Annotated in this window: 12 protein-coding genes; 9 read left to right on the top strand and 3 right to left on the bottom strand. The window is 33.6% G+C overall.

Going from position 1 to position 16,225, the window contains the following annotated elements; translation table 11 throughout:
- Nucleotides 1-365 precede the first annotated feature (365 nt).
- The 5 genes from CAV_RS02865 (at nucleotide 366) to CAV_RS02845 (ending at nucleotide 5,221) form a co-directional block, all read left to right on the top strand.
- Nucleotides 366-1,286 (top strand): GumC domain-containing protein, encoded by a 921-nt coding sequence (locus CAV_RS02865; RefSeq protein ID WP_094325008.1) that lies wholly within the window; start codon nucleotides 366-368, stop codon nucleotides 1,284-1,286.
- Nucleotides 1,286-2,188, top strand: a complete 903-nt coding sequence (locus CAV_RS02860) for a hypothetical protein (RefSeq protein ID WP_094325007.1) — start codon at nucleotides 1,286-1,288, stop codon at nucleotides 2,186-2,188. The genes CAV_RS02865 and CAV_RS02860 overlap by 1 nt, the downstream gene beginning before the upstream one ends.
- A 3-nt stretch (nucleotides 2,189-2,191) precedes the next feature.
- Nucleotides 2,192-4,615, top strand: a complete 2,424-nt coding sequence (locus CAV_RS02855; protein WP_094752809.1) for a hypothetical protein — start codon at nucleotides 2,192-2,194, stop codon at nucleotides 4,613-4,615.
- Nucleotides 4,616-4,707: 92 nt separating this feature from the next.
- Nucleotides 4,708-5,049 carry a hypothetical protein gene (locus CAV_RS02850; RefSeq protein ID WP_094325005.1) on the top strand — a complete coding sequence of 114 codons (342 nt, stop codon included), beginning with the start codon at nucleotides 4,708-4,710 and terminating at the stop codon, nucleotides 5,047-5,049.
- A 16-nt stretch (nucleotides 5,050-5,065) separates the two neighbouring features.
- Nucleotides 5,066-5,221, top strand: a complete 156-nt coding sequence (locus tag CAV_RS02845) for a hypothetical protein (RefSeq protein ID WP_245807426.1) — start codon at nucleotides 5,066-5,068, stop codon at nucleotides 5,219-5,221.
- Between the two features lie 197 nt (nucleotides 5,222-5,418).
- Here the strand turns inward: CAV_RS02845 and CAV_RS02840 are convergent, their stop codons facing one another.
- Nucleotides 5,419-5,841 (bottom strand): hypothetical protein, encoded by a 423-nt coding sequence (locus CAV_RS02840; RefSeq protein WP_148131215.1) that lies wholly within the window; start codon nucleotides 5,839-5,841, stop codon nucleotides 5,419-5,421.
- A 180-nt stretch (nucleotides 5,842-6,021) separates the two neighbouring features.
- On the opposite strand from CAV_RS02840, the gene CAV_RS02835 reads away from it, so the two are divergent.
- Genes CAV_RS02835 through CAV_RS02820 form a run of 4 tightly spaced genes read left to right on the top strand, consistent with a single transcriptional unit; the run spans nucleotide 6,022 to nucleotide 7,718 of the window.
- On the top strand, nucleotides 6,022-6,495 hold the full coding sequence (locus CAV_RS02835) for an ImmA/IrrE family metallo-endopeptidase (RefSeq protein ID WP_094325002.1): 474 nt from the start codon (nucleotides 6,022-6,024) through the stop codon (nucleotides 6,493-6,495).
- Complete coding sequence (locus CAV_RS02830; RefSeq protein ID WP_094325001.1) at nucleotides 6,488-6,901, top strand: hypothetical protein; 414 nt, start codon at nucleotides 6,488-6,490, stop codon at nucleotides 6,899-6,901. The genes CAV_RS02835 and CAV_RS02830 overlap by 8 nt, the downstream gene beginning before the upstream one ends.
- Before the next feature lie 42 nt (nucleotides 6,902-6,943).
- Nucleotides 6,944-7,477, top strand: a complete 534-nt coding sequence (locus CAV_RS02825; protein WP_094325000.1) for a Panacea domain-containing protein — start codon at nucleotides 6,944-6,946, stop codon at nucleotides 7,475-7,477.
- Nucleotides 7,464-7,718 carry a hypothetical protein gene (locus CAV_RS02820; protein ID WP_094324999.1) on the top strand — a complete coding sequence of 85 codons (255 nt, stop codon included), beginning with the start codon at nucleotides 7,464-7,466 and terminating at the stop codon, nucleotides 7,716-7,718. The genes CAV_RS02825 and CAV_RS02820 overlap by 14 nt, the downstream gene beginning before the upstream one ends.
- Nucleotides 7,719-8,096: 378 nt before the next feature.
- Here the strand turns inward: CAV_RS02820 and CAV_RS02815 are convergent, their stop codons facing one another.
- Nucleotides 8,097-8,513, bottom strand: coding sequence for a hypothetical protein (locus tag CAV_RS02815; RefSeq protein ID WP_094324998.1), 417 nt, complete (start codon nucleotides 8,511-8,513; stop codon nucleotides 8,097-8,099).
- A gap of 143 nt (nucleotides 8,514-8,656) precedes the next feature.
- On the bottom strand, nucleotides 8,657-16,150 hold the full coding sequence (locus CAV_RS02810) for an ADP-ribosyltransferase-containing protein (RefSeq protein WP_094752807.1): 7,494 nt from the start codon (nucleotides 16,148-16,150) through the stop codon (nucleotides 8,657-8,659).
- Nucleotides 16,151-16,225: the final 75 nt, after the last annotated feature.

Here is a 16,225-nt window from a genome sequence, read left to right as displayed (position 1 = left end):
AAATTAGCACCGTCTTAGCTTTTTATTGCTAAGACCAGTGCGGTCAAGGTTATTTAAAAATAGTTATCTCAACCATCCACAACCTCCTTTCAGCTAAAGCCTCAGTCAGTCGCTTAAACATTAGATAAATTATACCGAAACAAACTTGGAATAACCTTACAATGTAAGATATTTTATTAACCCTTTCATTTTTTTAAAAAAATCTGCAAAATTAATATAAAAAAGTCAAAATGGGCTTTGCCTAGCAAAAGCACGGGTAGGCTTTAGGTTTAGGTGGCCACTCGGTCGGTCGGGTGCGGCCTTTAGTCTGCGATTTTTACGGAACTTGTTTCGTAAAAATGATAGCATAGAAAAGTAGGTTTTAAATGAACTATGAAAATGAAGCTTTAGATACTATAAATCAAAATTTACAAGAAAGCAAGGAGCTTTTAAGCGAGGCAAAAAGCACCCTTGCTTCTGTAAATTCACAAATCGATACTAAGTTAAGCGAGGCTAAAAGCACCTTACAAAGTGAGTTAAACTCAAAAAGCAAGGAGCTAGAACAGGCCTTACAAGCTAACTTACAAAGCCTAGCAAAAAGTGAGCTTTTAAAGCTTTATACAAGTGAGCAAGAAAATATAAAAAACTCGCTAAAGCAAAACATAGACTTGGAAGCACTTAGCGAAAAAATAGCGAGTTCTTTTACATCTCAAAACGAAAGCAACTTAAAAGAAGCTGTAAAAGAGGCCTTAAAAGAGGATGAAATTTACATCTTTTTAAATAGCAAAAAGCAAGAACTACAAAACGAGATACAAAACAGCTTTAATGAAATAGACGAGCTTAGCCAAAAAGAGCTTAAAAAGCTTGATGAAAAGATAGAGGCTAGATTTATGCTTTATCTAAACACCTTAAAAGAGCAAAGCAAAGAGCTTTTAAAGGAGTATATAAACGAGCATAAAACGGAGCTTTTTAAGCCCTTTAAGCTGGATTTTTTAAAAAAGGACTTGCTAAGAGATGAGGATTTTAAAAAGAGCTTTAAGGATGTGGCCTTGCAAAGTGTGGTTACTTTTATAAACACTACGAGTTTTAAGGATGAGATAGATGAGAGGCTTTTAGCCTTGAATGCTAAAATCAGCGAGGATTTTTTTAACTCGATTTATCTGCAAAAGCAAAAACACATCGCAAATAATATTTTGATGTCTATTTCTTTGAGCTCTGCCTTAAAAGAAATCAGCAAGGAGCTTGATAAAATCTCGCTTAAAGATGAAACGCTTTTAAAAAGTCAAAAAATATTTAAGGTTATTTAATGCAAGATGAACTTTTAAGTAAGTTAAGCCAAAGTTTAGAAGAAAAGAACGAGCAAAAGCAAGATAAAAAGGATTTAAGCTTTGATGAGTTTTTCTCTAATGAATTACAAGATTTAAACGAGCAAAACGAGGCTAAAGAGCAAGAAAATTTAAAGTCAAAGAAGCCTTTAGAGCCTTTAAAAGAGGAGCCTAAGCAAAATTTAGCACAAGAGCCCACAGCTTATGATATATATCACGCTAAAAAATACGGCTATTTTGAGCAAAAATACCCTGAACTTGCAAGCAATGAAAACCCAGACGCCTTAAACTTAAAGCTTAAAAAGCTAAGCGGTGAAAAAGAGTATCAAGAATTACAAAGCATAAACAAAGCCTTGGGAAATTTAAACGACATCGTAAGTTTAAGTAACGATACAAGCGGCACTATAAATGCTCTTGATAGATGGGCAGGAAGCGTTACAAATAACTTCTTAACTCCAAGCGAGAAAAACATACAAAGGGCAAATGCAAATTCCAGCCTTTACACAAACTATCTTAACGCCGTATCGCTAAGAAGCGGAGGCACGGCAAGAGAAAGGGCAAAGATAAGCGAGAGCGTGAATTTTGGTGCGATGAACGCAAGAGATACAAGAGTAAGAGCCTTAAAAGTGGCTGATGACTTGCTAAAAAGGCAAAATGTAGCCCTTGATACCCTAAGGGCTAAAGGATACGATGATAAGCTTATATTTGCAAACGAAGGCACGGATATAAATAGCTTTAACAAGAATTTAAACGCTTATGAATACTTAAAAAACAATCTTAAAAGCTTTGATGAAAAAGAATTTGAAAGCATTTTAAGCAATGGCAGCCTTTTTAATAGGCTAAATGAAAGCCGTTTAAAAAGATTAAAACAAGATGAAAGGTAAAAGATGTTAGACAATGAAAATTTAGAGCTTAGAACAAAGCCAAATACACAAGAGCAAGAAAAAACACTTTTAGAGCAAATCACAAGTGCCTTAAATGATAATGCTAAATTCACAGAGCAAATCAAACTTTCCTTACTAGCCTTACACGAAATTTTAACATCTCACAAGGCACTAGAGGATACTTACGCCTTTTTGGTTGATGAGTGCTCTAGCTTAATAACTGAGCTTGAGAACAAAAAAGGAAGCTTTGAAGCAAGAGCTAAGGAGTATTTAAGCCAATTTGACGCCCTTTTAGAACAAACAAACACAGCTAAGGATGAGAGCTTAGAAAATGCAGAGGATGCAGCCGAGCTTCACAGGCAAAATACCGAGATAAAAACGCAGTGTGAAGCCTTTTTAAATGAAATCAAAACAAAGTCTTTGGAGTTTGAAACTCAACTAGCCTTTTTAAAGCAAGTTAGCGAGGAAGAATTGCCAAAGATAGAAGAGGCACTAAATCTAATCCCTAGCAAAATAACAGAGCTAGAAAGCAAAAAGCAAGAGATTTTACAAGAATTTCAAAGCCTTGCAGCTGAAGTGCTAACAAAGGCAAATGAGGCTTTAAGCTTGATAGATGAAAAGATTTTAAGCTTTGATAAAAAATACACCAGCATTAAATTTATAAACAACACCGAGCCCACAAACACGGACGGCGTAAGGCTTAGTGATTTATGGCTTGATACCAAGCAAGGCATTATAAGAGCTTACACACAAAATCCTTTCTTTTCACACTACGGCACTAGCTACCCTCAGCACTTAGCAAGGCTTAGCGATTTATGGTTAAATTTAAGCAATGAGCTTTTTTGCTTAAGAGAGGATAGCGACTTAAATCTTAAGTTTTTAAAGGTAAATGAAAAGGTCTTAGAGGCTAAGTATAAGCAAAATACTGAGCCTAGTTTAGCACAGGCAAAGCTTGGGGATTTATGGTTTAAGTGTGAGCCTATGCAGGTGTATTACCTAGAAAATAAAAGCTGGGTGCAAATTGACCAAAAGCTAGTAAGATTTAAGCAAAATACCGAGCCACAAGCAAGCGATACAAATGTGATAGAGATAAACGACATCTGGCAAAACACAGACACAAACAGCTTTTACATTTACGCAAACAAGGGCGAGGCTAATGAGTGGATAAAGCTTGAAGAGGTTTTTAACTATACTAAATTTAAGGGCAGTGATTTTCCTGAACTTGCAAAGGATGATAGCGAGGACATCGCAAACAAGGCTTTAATGCGTGATTTATACTTTAAATGTGATGAAAGTGAGCTTTATATCTGTTTGCAAACTAACACGGATAAGGTTTTTAAAAAGATAAGCGAGGCAAAAGAGGAGGCTAAGTATAAACAGGAGCTAGAGCCTAGCATTTTAAAAGAAAATGTGCTTATTTTTAAAAATGAAAATGACGATGAGAACGAGGACGGCTTTTACACAGGCGAAGTTTATGCGTATAAACCGCAAAACTACGAGGATAAGTGGCTAAGGCTAAATTACCTAAAAGAAAATGCGCATTTTAAGGATAATGATAGCTTTGAGATTTCAAGTCGTTATGCAAGGGCTTACGATGTTTGGTATAAAGAAAGTGAGGACGAGCTTTATATTTATTTACCTAAAAATGAGGAGCCAAATTCAGTCTTTGAGTGGAAAAAAATAGCCTTTAAGACCCCAACTTACGCTCACACGAGCATTGAAACGGATAGAGAAAACGCAAAGCTTGGCGAGGTTTATCATAGTGTAGAAAATGACAGCAATCCTTACATTTTTAGCAAAAAAGGCATAAATTTAGACTTTGTTAAAATCACAAATGCCGAGCTTTTAGAAAGGGAAATCAAGCCTTTTTGGTGGTATAACTCGCTTTTAAAGGACTTTTACGCTAGAGTTAAAAAAGTCGATTATAAACTAAGTAAGCTTGATAAGGATTTAAGGGAGTTAATTGCCAGTGAAAGTGCTAAGCTTAGCACCGCTTTAAACGAGGCAAAAGTTGAGCTAACAAACAATCTAAACAGTGCTAAAACAGACTTAGACAGCAAGATAACACAGACAAATACAGAGCTTACAAACACAATCAACACAAAGGCTACTAGCTTACAAACTAGTATAAATAATGTAAATGCTAGGTATAACTACGCTTACAAGGTCTTAGCTACAAATGTCGCGGCAATTGATTTTAGAACGGCTTTAAATTTCAAACTTACCTTAACAGCTGCAAAGCAAATCACAAGCGTTTCGGTTGCTGGTTGTGAAGGTAAAACAGGAGTGATTTTCGTGCAAGGTGCAAATTTCATAAGCTCTTTTGCAAGTCCTTTTAATTTTAGGATAGCTCAAAGTGGCTTTGGAACTTGGGAGCTTTTTTCTTACTGCATAATAAACGGCATTATAAGACTAACAAGAAGTTAGGTTTATTGCCATCATCAGGCCGGGGCCTGCCCGACCTACCGAAATATTATTAACCCTTTAGAAAATAGGGCGTTTTACTCTAAACTTTAGCTATGAAATTAAAGATAATTTTAGGCATTTTACTTTTTTCTGCTTTTGTCTCCTTACTTTTTTACATCAAAGCTTTAAAAGCTGACAATGAAAGGCTTAATCTTGAGCTAAATTTAGCCATAAATGCTAATAAAAGCTTAGAAGCCTCCTTAAATGAAAGCCTTAAAAGGCACGAAAAAGAACTTAGGCTTTTAAGTGAGGCTAGGCAGGATGAAAAAGAAGTGCAAGAAAAAATCATAAAGGTTAAAGAATATGTATATAAAAGTAAGGAAAATAATCTTACTAAGCTTTTTAACGATGTTGTTTCTAGGCTGTGGACAAAGGCAAATACTAACGCAAACTAAGACTATAAAGCAAAAAGTGCCAGCCGAGCTCTTAAGCCTTGAAGAGCTTAAAAAGCCTGTTGTTGAGAATGATATAGACATTATAAACGCTTACTCTACGCTGTTTTTGCACTATAAACAATGCGAGATAAAAATTCAAAAGATTAAGGCTTTGCAGGAGGGCGAAAAATGAGCTTATAAAAATACACGCTAGGCTTGTGGCTTCCCTCTCTTGTTTGCTCTACCACAAACAAAGGATTTTTAAAGGTTTCAAAAAATCCGCCTTTTATATTGTCTCTATTTGTGTTGTAGGTATTGTGCCTAAAATGATTGTAGGCATACTTTGCTCAAGATTTTCGTTTTCTTTTTGCTTTTAAAAATTATAAAAAATCAAAAATAAATCTCCATATCACAAGAAAAAAATGTTTTATTTGCTTCGTAATAGCTAGAGTAAATGGGATTTCTACCATTAAATCCTAACCTAAAAGCACCTCTTATACCCAAATGCTCACTCCTTATATCGTGGTAAAAATTTTCTCTTTTAAACATTATGGTTTTAGCTGGAGGTAAGGTCATTTGGTCTACTACCCTACCATAAGACATAATATCAACATAAGCGTATTGCCACTCTGGGCGACGCACGTTAGAATAAACTATTATCTTTTTAACAAAAATTTTAGAATTTAGAGGTATGTGCGTAAAATATTCATTTGTAACAGGGTGATTTTCAAGAAAAAATGCTTTTTCAAAATACCTAAGCCCCCCCCCCGTATCTACTTCATATGCACTTGTGTTTAAAAGTATGTTTCCCATCTTTTTTCTCCTTTTTTGACATATTGGCTGTATTTGTGCTAAAGCAAACATTAAAATCCTTGTTTTTGCTAAATTTTAATGAAAAAGTAAGGTATAAAAAAAGGCTTAAAAAATAAATATAAGCTTTGCTTAAAGCTAGAATATGCTAAAATAGTTTTGAAATAAGTTCAAGGCAAGGCAATGAATGAGGCAAAAATTATAGCAAAGGCAGATGAGGCAAGAAAGCTTACAAATCAGCTTTTCCCTATTGACCCTATACTTATTGCTAAAGCTATGGGATTAAAGGTTTTTACGGCTTCTTTGCCTAGAGATGTAAGCGGAGAGATATTTTACAAAGAAAAAAAGATTTTTATAGAGCAAACAGACTACATCACAAGACAGGTTTTTTCTGTAGCACACGAACTAGGGCATTACATACTTCATAATGACGGCACAAGCCATATAAGCAAAAGAGATACTACAAGCTCCCAAGGCATAGATATAAAAGAAATAGAGGCAAATTTTTTCGCCGCAAATCTCTTAATGCCACAAGATGAAGTTTTAAGGCTCACAGGCTTAAAATTTACCTTAGATTCTATGGCTAGTTATTTTAATGTATCACCACTTGCTATGCAATACCGCTTAGAAAAATTAGGAATATCAGCTTATGTCTAATGAAATCCCAAAAAATGCTAATCTTGCTGAAAGTATAGAATCTTTAGCTAGTAATGATAAATTACAAGAATTAAAACTGCAAAACAAAATATCCAAAGAACTTATTGAGATAAAAAATAATGAAAAAAAAGAAAACGATGCACAGGCAATCCTACATAACACTAAAATCTTAAATAGCTTAAGTAAAAACTTGGTTAAAATCTTTTTTAGCTCTTGCTTTTTTCTTTGGATTGCATTTTATATTATCTTAAATGTAGTGTTAGATTATTATTTTAAAGATAAGGCTTATTTTTATATTTCTTTATTAGATAAAGTCGTGTTATTTGTAATAGTCTGTGTTTTAGGCAAATTCTTAAAAGATAATCTAAGCCTTTTTATAGAAATGTTAAGAAAAGACAAAGCATAATGCTAGAAAGCATGATAAAATAAGCTAAGAAAAGGATTTAAAATGTCTAAGGCTTTTTTAGTTATAAATTATATCATCTCTGCCTTTCAAGCTGAACCTAAAAAGCTAAGCAAGGTAAAACTAGCAAAGATTTTATGGTTTGCTGACAAAGAATACATGTATAAGTATGCTAAACACCTTAGCACCTTAGAATACATAAAACTCCCACAAGGTCCTGTGCCAAAAAACTATGATAAACTTTTAAAAGAGCTTGAAAATAAAGGCATTATACATTCTTTTTCCTTTCTTTCTTATGGTAAAAAACAAATATGCTTTCATTCTTTAAAAGAGCCTTGCTTAGATGAGTTTAAACCACAAGAGATAAGCATCTTAGACAAGGTAATACATACTTTTTATAATCAAAAATCAAGCACCTTGTCTAAAAAAACGCACGATGAGTTATGGGATAAATTAGAAATAGGCGATGTTATGCCTGTTGAGTCTGTGTTTTGGCAAGATATACAAAGCCCTAGTGCTGAGGATATAAAACAAGCCTTAAAAGAGCTAGAAAATAAGGGCTTACTTGCAAGTAAATAGCCCTGATATTTTATTTAATGTTTATGAATTTGATGAAGAAACAAAGCTAAAGATTAGACAGGCTTACAATGCTAATGCTGATGTGATTTTTAAGTTAAATTCTTTATGCTTAAATGCAAAACTAGGCATTAATAAGCCTTATTTGTTACACACAAATACTTACTTATTAAAGCAAGGTTCTTTAAGCATAGTATTTCAAAAAAGCAAGTCTAAGATAAAAATAATAAACTTTAGCACTTAAGCTTAGAAAGATTGTTTGTGTCAAGGGTGGAATAATGAGCCAAAAAGAACGCATTAAAGCCGAAATAGATGTGTTAAAAGCGTTAATATTAGCCTTTTTAACTGCTATCTTTGGAATTTTTGGCTTCACACTTATAAATTATCAAAAAATCTAAATAAACTTGAGGATTTACAATGATAGGAATGATTTGTGCAAGTTTTGCTTTAATCACTTTTTGTGTTGCGGGCTTTATGATTGTTAAAATGCTTGAAAACAACGATAAAAGCCTATCTTAATTTCAAGCACAAAGACAAATATCACGCAAATGCCATTAACACCAATTCCAAACAAATTTAAAAGCTTTTTATTTTCATCATAAAAGGGCTTATAAAATACACACTAGGCCTTAGCGTTAGCCTCTTTTTTTTGCTTTGTAAAACATCTAAAACATAGCTTTTGCTTTGGATCATACCAGTAGAACTCTAAATTAGCATTATCACGCTTTGCTTCTAGCTTTTTTTTGTCTGCGGAAAAACCACTTATTTTACCGCACTTTTGACATTTATACTCTAGATAAAAGCCCTCTGTTAGCATTCTAAAAAAATCCACAATATTTAAGCCCTGTTTTATCTCCTTAAACGCTTCAGTTTTAAACATATCTCTACTAATCAATAAGCCAAGTAGTAATAATAGCAAATAAACAACCACAAGCAGTGGATAAGAGATTATGTATTTAAGTGCGATTCTTGCTGAAAAAAGAAAGACTTTTAGCCTTGCTTTTTTAGCAATGTATTTGTAGTAATTAAAATAGTTCATTTATCATCTCCTTTAATAAAGTATCTCGCTATCAAAAATTCTCTTAAGTTTTTTAAACCTGTTTAACTTTAATATGTTAAAATTGCCTAACTAAAAAGCTGAAAGCAGGATTGGCGACACCTGCCACCACCTCGAGGGTGTTTTCATTTAGAATTTACATGCGAGAATTGGAGGACGGGCTCTCCCAGCTTTTTTGCTTCTAGTAATTTCTTTTTGTATTGCGAATTTTTCATTAAATGCAAACTTCGTATTCTGTGCTTTCCACCTTTTAATTCCAAATCCAAAGCAAACACTCCTTTACCGCCTTTTATCTCGCTAAAAATAAGCTCGTAATCTTTTTTTGTAGCTGGTATAGCAGTGCTAGGATTTTGTGCTATATATTCTGTTAGGGCTTTTGCCTCCATAGGATTTGCAAAATATTCGGGGTGCTTTTGTGCTAAAGTAATGTAATCTGCATAAATTTTATCCTCAATATGCAGTTTTTCTAAAAGTTGCTTTGAAGCGTTGACCTTATTTTCTCTAAATTCTTTTTCTAGCTCTTTTGTTATTTCAAATCTAGGCTTTATTTTATGCTTTTGTTTATTCACATCATCGATAAATTTGCTGAAATTCTTTTCGTAATATTTAGCTTTGGCTAATTTAAAGCCCTTTGATACTGCTACGCTCCCGCTTACTCCTCCCAAAAAGCCTAGGGCAAATTTTTGCGGATTAAAGCCTATTACATTTCCCTCTTCATCGGTCTCTACTCCTGCGAGAGTGCCACTTGCTAAACCTGTGCCGATGTGGCTATTAGAGTAAAAAATATTTGGGCTATTTTCATTAAAATATCTATGCTCTGCCTCTGTATCCTTTGGCTTTGTGCTTGTGATGTTGCCGCTTACATCTGTGTAAGAGCCTTTGTTTTTTATGTGTTTTATTTGGCTAGAGTCAAAGACTACAAATACTTCATCATTAAGCTTAATACCATCATATTTGGCTTGTTTAAGTAGTTCTCTTGTATTGACACCGCTATATTGTGCTTTGCCTTTGATGCCTAATAATAAACCTAATTCGCTATTTAAATGAACTATATCTCTTAATTCTTTAGTAGCAAAATAATCAAAAACAAAAGCAGAATGAGATATATTTTTTAGCTGTTGAGGAGAAAAACTTATTATTTCATCATAGCTATGTTGTTCTAAAATATATAACAAATTATCATCTTTTTTAAAAATCTCTATATTTTCATCAAGGGCTTTTTTAAGTTCATCTTTTGCATAGCCTCCTCTTTCTTTGTCACTTAAAATTACCCATTCTTCATATAAATCATCTATTAAATATTTATCTTTTGATAATCTTTTTTTAAAATCAAATACCCCTTGTCCATAAGAATCAAAAATATATCCTTTTTGATAAGCTTCTTTTTTCATCTTATTAAAATGTTTTGATAAAAGTTTATATTTTTCTATGCTTTCTTTATCTAAAACATTTTTAAATATATTTTGCAAAATTTTTAATTCTTTTGCCTTAAAAGGCTGTGAGGCATCAAGAGGATTTTTTAAGCTTAAAAAAGCTTCGGTAAGCTGTGATTTGTTATTATCAGCATATACATCATTTACAAAGTTTTTATCGCTTGAAAACCAAAAGCCCCATTGACTAGAATCAAATTCACTCTTAAACTCCTCTAAGCCTTTTTCTTTGCTCCCGTGATAAAACACCTTAGGTAAGCCCTCTTTATCTTTTGTGATAGGGCTTGAGTCTTTGTGCCATTCTAGCAAATCACTTGCCTTTTTCTCATCAAATTTAAATTTGCTTTGTGCTTTTGACAAAAGGGCTTTATCTATGGTAGAATTAGATTGTGAAGTTGATACATTTTCTGTTTTTGCAGTCGCTTTGGCGGTCGGGCTTAAGGTATCAATAGAGTCCATACGCCTTGTTATAAAATCTGCTTTTTTAATCTGTCTTATCACTTCCCGCTTTTTGCTTGTTGGGATACCTGTTATTAAAAGCTTATCTTTATCCTCTGTGATTAAGACATAAAATAAATTTTTATTTTCATCTTTGAAAGCCTTAATATAGCCTTTGCGTTCTCCTTGTGTAAATTCTATATTAGCTCTTTGCTTTGTAGGTTCTACAAGATTTAAGTATTTTAACCGCATAAAAGAATCTTGGCTATTTGATAGGTGTTTTACAAAATTTTCTTTATTGATAACCTCGTTTAAGCCTTTAGTCAAAAATTCCTCTTTGCTTAGTTCTTGTGGTATATTTTCAGCTATGAAGTTGTCTAAATCTTTGATAATATCTTGCTTTGTATGCTCTAGATTTTGTTTTTCTATCTTTTTTATCAAATGCCCTGCTTGTGCTACCCGTCCTTTTTCATTTTGCATAATGTATTGTGGTTTTACTATCAAATCTAAAAGCGGGTATTTAGTGCTAGCATTTTCCCAGCCTTTAGCTAAAGTATCGGCTAATTCTTTTTTAATAGCTTCTTTATACTTAGGATTTTTATCTAAAAAATCCTTGCCTTTTTTAAAGGCTATACTACCCGCACTGCCTCCTAAAAAGCCCAGTGCGAATTTTTGCGGGTCAAAGCCTATTACATTTCCCTCTTCATCGGTCTCTACTCCTGCGAGAGTGCCACTTGCTAAGCCTGTGCCGATGTGGCTATTAGAGTAAAAAATATTTGGGCTATTTTCATTAAAATATCTATGCTCTGCCTCTGTATCCTTTGGCTTTGTGCTTGTGATGTTGCCGCTTACATCTGTGTAAGAGCCTTTGTTTTTTATGTGTTTTATTTGGCTAGAGTCAAAGACGATAATATCATCATCGCTTGCCTTTCCATTTGGTAAAATAGAATCATAGCCTTTAGCTTTTAAATTCTGCAAAAACCTATGAGTATTCTTTTGATATTCTCCCATTTCTTTTTCATTCAAAAGTTCAGTGATTGTTTTAGTTTGATTAAGGTTTTGGGCTTTTTGCATAAAAGGTAAAAGCTTTTGTAACCCCTCTCTTTGTAAATCAGTTTCATTATATAAATTGACATACCACTTGCCGTTATAAGCATACGCATATTCACTTGGTTTTTTGTTGCTTTCAAGCATTAGTCCTCTACCTTCAATAACTGCAAAATCCTTACTATTTGTTGCCTTATCTAATTCCTTTTGTAAGCTTTCTTTGTTAGTAGCTACATATTTATGCAAATCCTCACCTAGAAGTTCGCTTAATTCTTTGACATTCTTAGTATTAATGCTTTGATTCAAATCAAAAGGTTTTTTTATATACAAAAAGACAGGATAAAGCTTATCACTACTGCTTCTAGCAAAGGCTTTGGCTCTGTTTTCATTGGCATTAAACCAAAAGCCAAAACCGCTTTCATCAAATTCACTCTTAAACTCCTTTAAGCCTTTTACCTTGCTTCCGTGATAAAACACCTTAGGTAAGCCCTCTTTATCTTTTGTGATAGGGCTTGAGTCTTTGTGCCATTTTAGTAAATCACTTGCTTTTTTCTCATCAAATTTAAATTTGCTTTGAGCCTTTGACAAAAGGGCTTTATCTATGGTAGAATTAGTTTGGGTGTTAGGTAGTTCAGGACTATAAACACCCTTAAAATCTGTAAAATTTCTATCGCTGTAATAATCAAATATCTTTTTACCATCTTTGTATTCATCAACTACAAGTCTTAAATTTACATCATTTTCTTTTAAATTATAAGCATATCTTACAAAATTATCATATTGTGTAAAACTTTCTCTGTCTAAATCTCCATCTTTAATTACTCTTTGCATATCTAAAAGCTCATCAGTGCTTAAACCGCCTGTTTTTTCAAGTCCTGCGTGTTTTACTAAAATTTTATGCAAACCTGCTTTACGACTTCCTTTTTCTAAGGTATAAATATCGTTTAAATCCTTACCTTGTAAAATAGCCTTATCCTTATTTCCAACTATCACATCGTAAATATCTTTTTGGTTTTGGCTTAAATCTTTAACATTGACTTCATTTTTTATTTTTTGTATAATCCTTTGTGAAGTGGTATCGGAGGGTGTTGCCTCTGCCACTTCTTTATTTATGTTTTCTTTGGGCAAATCCTTTAAGCTTTCATCACTTAGCTTTGTATCCTTTAAAATTTCCTCATCTAAAGACTTAGAAAATTTATCTACTTCATTTAAAAATTCTTTTGAAAGCTCCTTTGTTTTGGAGTTAAAAGTGCCTTTTTTTAGGCTTTGTCTTAGGGTGTTGTTAAATTCGCTTATAGTATCGCTTTTTTGCAGGGCTTTTTTAAGATGATACCTTAAAGCCGCTCCTTGTATGCTATCTTTAAAAGCACCAAAAAGCACATTTTGCCCTAAATTTCTAAAGACTAGATCAAAGCCACTTTTAACCACCTTTTGCAAAACCGCACCCTTTGCGGAGGTTGCAAGAGCTGAGCCTTCTTTTTTAGCCGTAACAGGTGCTAGTTCTAAGGCTATTTTTGCGTCATTTTTAAAAAGCTTATCAAAGCCCTTTACAAGCTCGATAAACTCATTTGCTTCCTTGCTTTTAAAGGCATTGTTTTGTAAGCTGCTAAGCTCATTTAAAAAGCTAGTGCTATCAAAAACCCTTAAGCTCTCATCAGTATTTGCTATGCTTTTTTCATAAAGGCGGTTTAATAAATTCATCTCTAAAATGGCTACATCTTTTTCATCTAGCTTAGCCCTTAAAAAGTCAAGATTGTTTAGCCCATCTTTTCCTTGTCCTTTGGAGTATTTTATAAGCTCATCTAAAGCCTTTTCTTGTGTTGTGCTTTCATTTCTTGCCTTTTTGTAAGCTGAGGCTTTTAGTAATTCTTTCATCTGGGCGTATTCGCTTAGTGAAGTTTCATAAAGCTTACTTGCCTTTGCGTATAAATTTTTATCTTGCTTAAAGATTTCATTTATGCCTTTTTTTATATCCTCTCTTAAAAAGCTTTGGACTGCGTTTTTGATGTGTTCTTTAAAGCCCGGGTTTGTGCTTTGCTTGTAAAAGGAGTTGATGTTTTTTAAGGCATTATTTAGCTGAGTAAAAGTAACTCCCTTTGGATTATAAATGGTGCTTTCTACATAGTTTAAAAACTTCATAGCCTCTTCATCTAAAAGCCCTTGCTCTTGTAAATCTTTTCTAAATTTTGTATAATTGTTTGAAGCCGAAGTGCTATCTAAGAAAACGCTTGGCTTTTGGCTAAGAGGTGTGATCGCTTCACCTTGTGGAGTTAGTATCTTCGGTGAGCTCATAAAGTCCTTATTGTCTGTGATTTTGCCTTTTTCTTTATAATAACTCTTGAATTTTAGTTCATTATTCTTTGTGCTTACACTTTCTACTATAATGTGGTGTCCGTTTATTTGCTTTGCACTTAGTAAAATTTTAACATCATCTACCTGTTTAATCGCATATAAATCCGCTTTATTTACTATGTTGTGAGAATTCCCTATATCTTCATAAGTCGTAGCCTCTTGTCCGCTTTTTTTGACAAGGTTAGAATCTGTGCCATGTCTGTTTAAAGTGTGTATAATTTTATCGCCTTGTATGCTTTGGAAAATATCTTTGCTAGTATCAAGCCCTAAAATTTCAGCTATCTTATTATTTGTAAAAAGTCCTGTTTTTAGTTTTGTATTTTTCTTTGTTAAGTCTTTTAACTGCGACTCTTTTATTATTGGCAAAAGTTCTTCTGCCTCGCCACCGCCTAGCACTACCTTAAATCTATCATCGTAAGTTTTGGCTAAAATTTCATTCATAGCCTCGTTGTAGCTGTCTTTGGTGCCACTTTCAAGCTCATCAAGTATATTTTTAATATCGCCCTTGTTTAGATTAAGATTTTTAAGAGAGCTTTCAAGCTTTGCCGTGCTTAAATTTAGGATATTTTTAAGGTTTTTAAAAGCCTTTACATCATAAGAGGCCACCTCTTTTATGTAAGGTAGTAAAAAGCCGCTTTCATCAGCTCTTATGGCTTCAAAAAGGGCGTTTTGCTTAGCTGAAAGCGAATTTAGATTTAAGATGTCGTTTAGCTTTTGTGTATTTTTGCTTATAAAACTATCCTCGCCAAATTTAGCTTTAAAGGTATCAACCAAAGCATCAAGTGCCTTGCTATCGGCTAAATCACTCCTTCCGCCGTAAGCTTTGTAAAACTCATCTAATTCTTTTTGCGTTTGCGTAGGCACTGATTTTTCAACCAAATCCTGAGCTGCTTTGATATTTTGCGTAGGAAAGTTTTTGGTGGTGGAAACTAAAGGAGTGTAATCAAGTATCTTGCCAAAGTCTTTTATACTGTCCTTAGCTGTTTTTAAAAGCGGTTTAGCCCCTAGAACCAAAGCATCACCTACGGCTGAAAGTGCGGACTCTTCTAAGGCGTGATGCAGCATTTCATCAAAGCGGTTTTTTCTATCTAGCAAGTAATTTGTAGCCAAAACATCCGCGCTTGCTCCAATGCCGCTGCCAAGGGCTGAGTAGGCTATGCTTTTTGCCAAAGCACTTTGCGGACTTTTAGCCGAGCTTGCACCCTTTGCAGCACCTATTAGCCCTCCTGTGATACTTCCTGTATTTGCCAAAAGAGTATTTGTAAAATTATCAAAAAAGCCCTCATTTACAAGGTATTTTTGACCCTCTTTTTCAAAATACATCTTGCCTTCTTTTTCATCCACCAAAACATCATCAAAACCAGCATTTAAGGCTATGTTTAAAACAGAGTTTTCATAGTCTTTCTTTTCCTTTTCATCCGCTGATAAGATAAGAGAGCTCACGCTTTTGCTTTGATGTATGTTTTTAAGAAATTCTAAGTCTCTTAAAACATCCTTGCTTATGAAATTTTTAGCTTCATACTTTTCTTTTAGCTCATCAAAGCTTTTTTGTTTATACTCATCATCTCTTAAATTCACAAAAAAGCTTTCTACCGCTCCTCTTTCTTTATCGATTAATTCTTTTTCTTGCTCGTTTAAATCCTCGAACTTTTCTTTACTTAAAGCTTCTTGTGTGCTTTTCATCTCAGCAAAAGCCTTTTTAGCTTTTTCTTCCTCATTAGTACCATAAAGTGAGGCTAGGCCTTTTATGCTTTTTTCTTTTGAAAAGATATTTGTGGCATCTCTTACATTTTCCCTGCTTTCTTTATTTGCTAGGTAGTTTTTTTCTAGCTCGTTTAAGTCCTCGTAACTTGCACCTTGTTTTATTAAATCCTTGATGTTTTCATCAGCCTTTGACTTTATATCACTATCAAAATTTACCAACTCATCAAGACCTACAACATCGCTTAAGGTCTCAGCACCTCTTTTTAAGGAGTTTTTTACATCGCTTAGTAAGCTAGTATCGTTTAAAATCTCGCTTTCTTTGCTTAAATCATGCTTACGTTTAAAGCTTTTGTTTTCTTCTAAATTCTCATCTTGTAAAGGCTCTTTTTGCTCGGCTAGCTCTTGCTTTAAATCCTCTTTGCCTTGCTCCTGCAAGGGCTCTTTTTTCTTAAACTTAATCTTTTTTGAGTTAAATTTTAAATAATCGTACAAATCAAAGCTTGTATTGTTTTCTTTGTTAAAGTTCTCTATGCCTTTTTGCACTCTTTCATAAGTATCATTTTCTAAGTCGTAGTTTTTAGTAAAGGAGTTTAAAAAATGCTCCTTAGAACCACCCTTGCTTTCGTAATTTTCAAAATTAAAGTACATTGCGACCGTCCTGTGTATCCTTTTCTTAATGTATTAAGGAAAATAGCTAATTTGAAAGCAAAAAAGAAAGGGTTA

It is taken from the genome of Campylobacter avium LMG 24591 (assembly GCF_002238335.1).
GTDB lineage: Bacteria > Campylobacterota > Campylobacteria > Campylobacterales > Campylobacteraceae > Campylobacter_D > Campylobacter_D avium.
The sequence above is the reverse complement of the archived record's forward strand: the minus strand, read 5'-3'. Positions and strand labels throughout refer to the sequence as shown.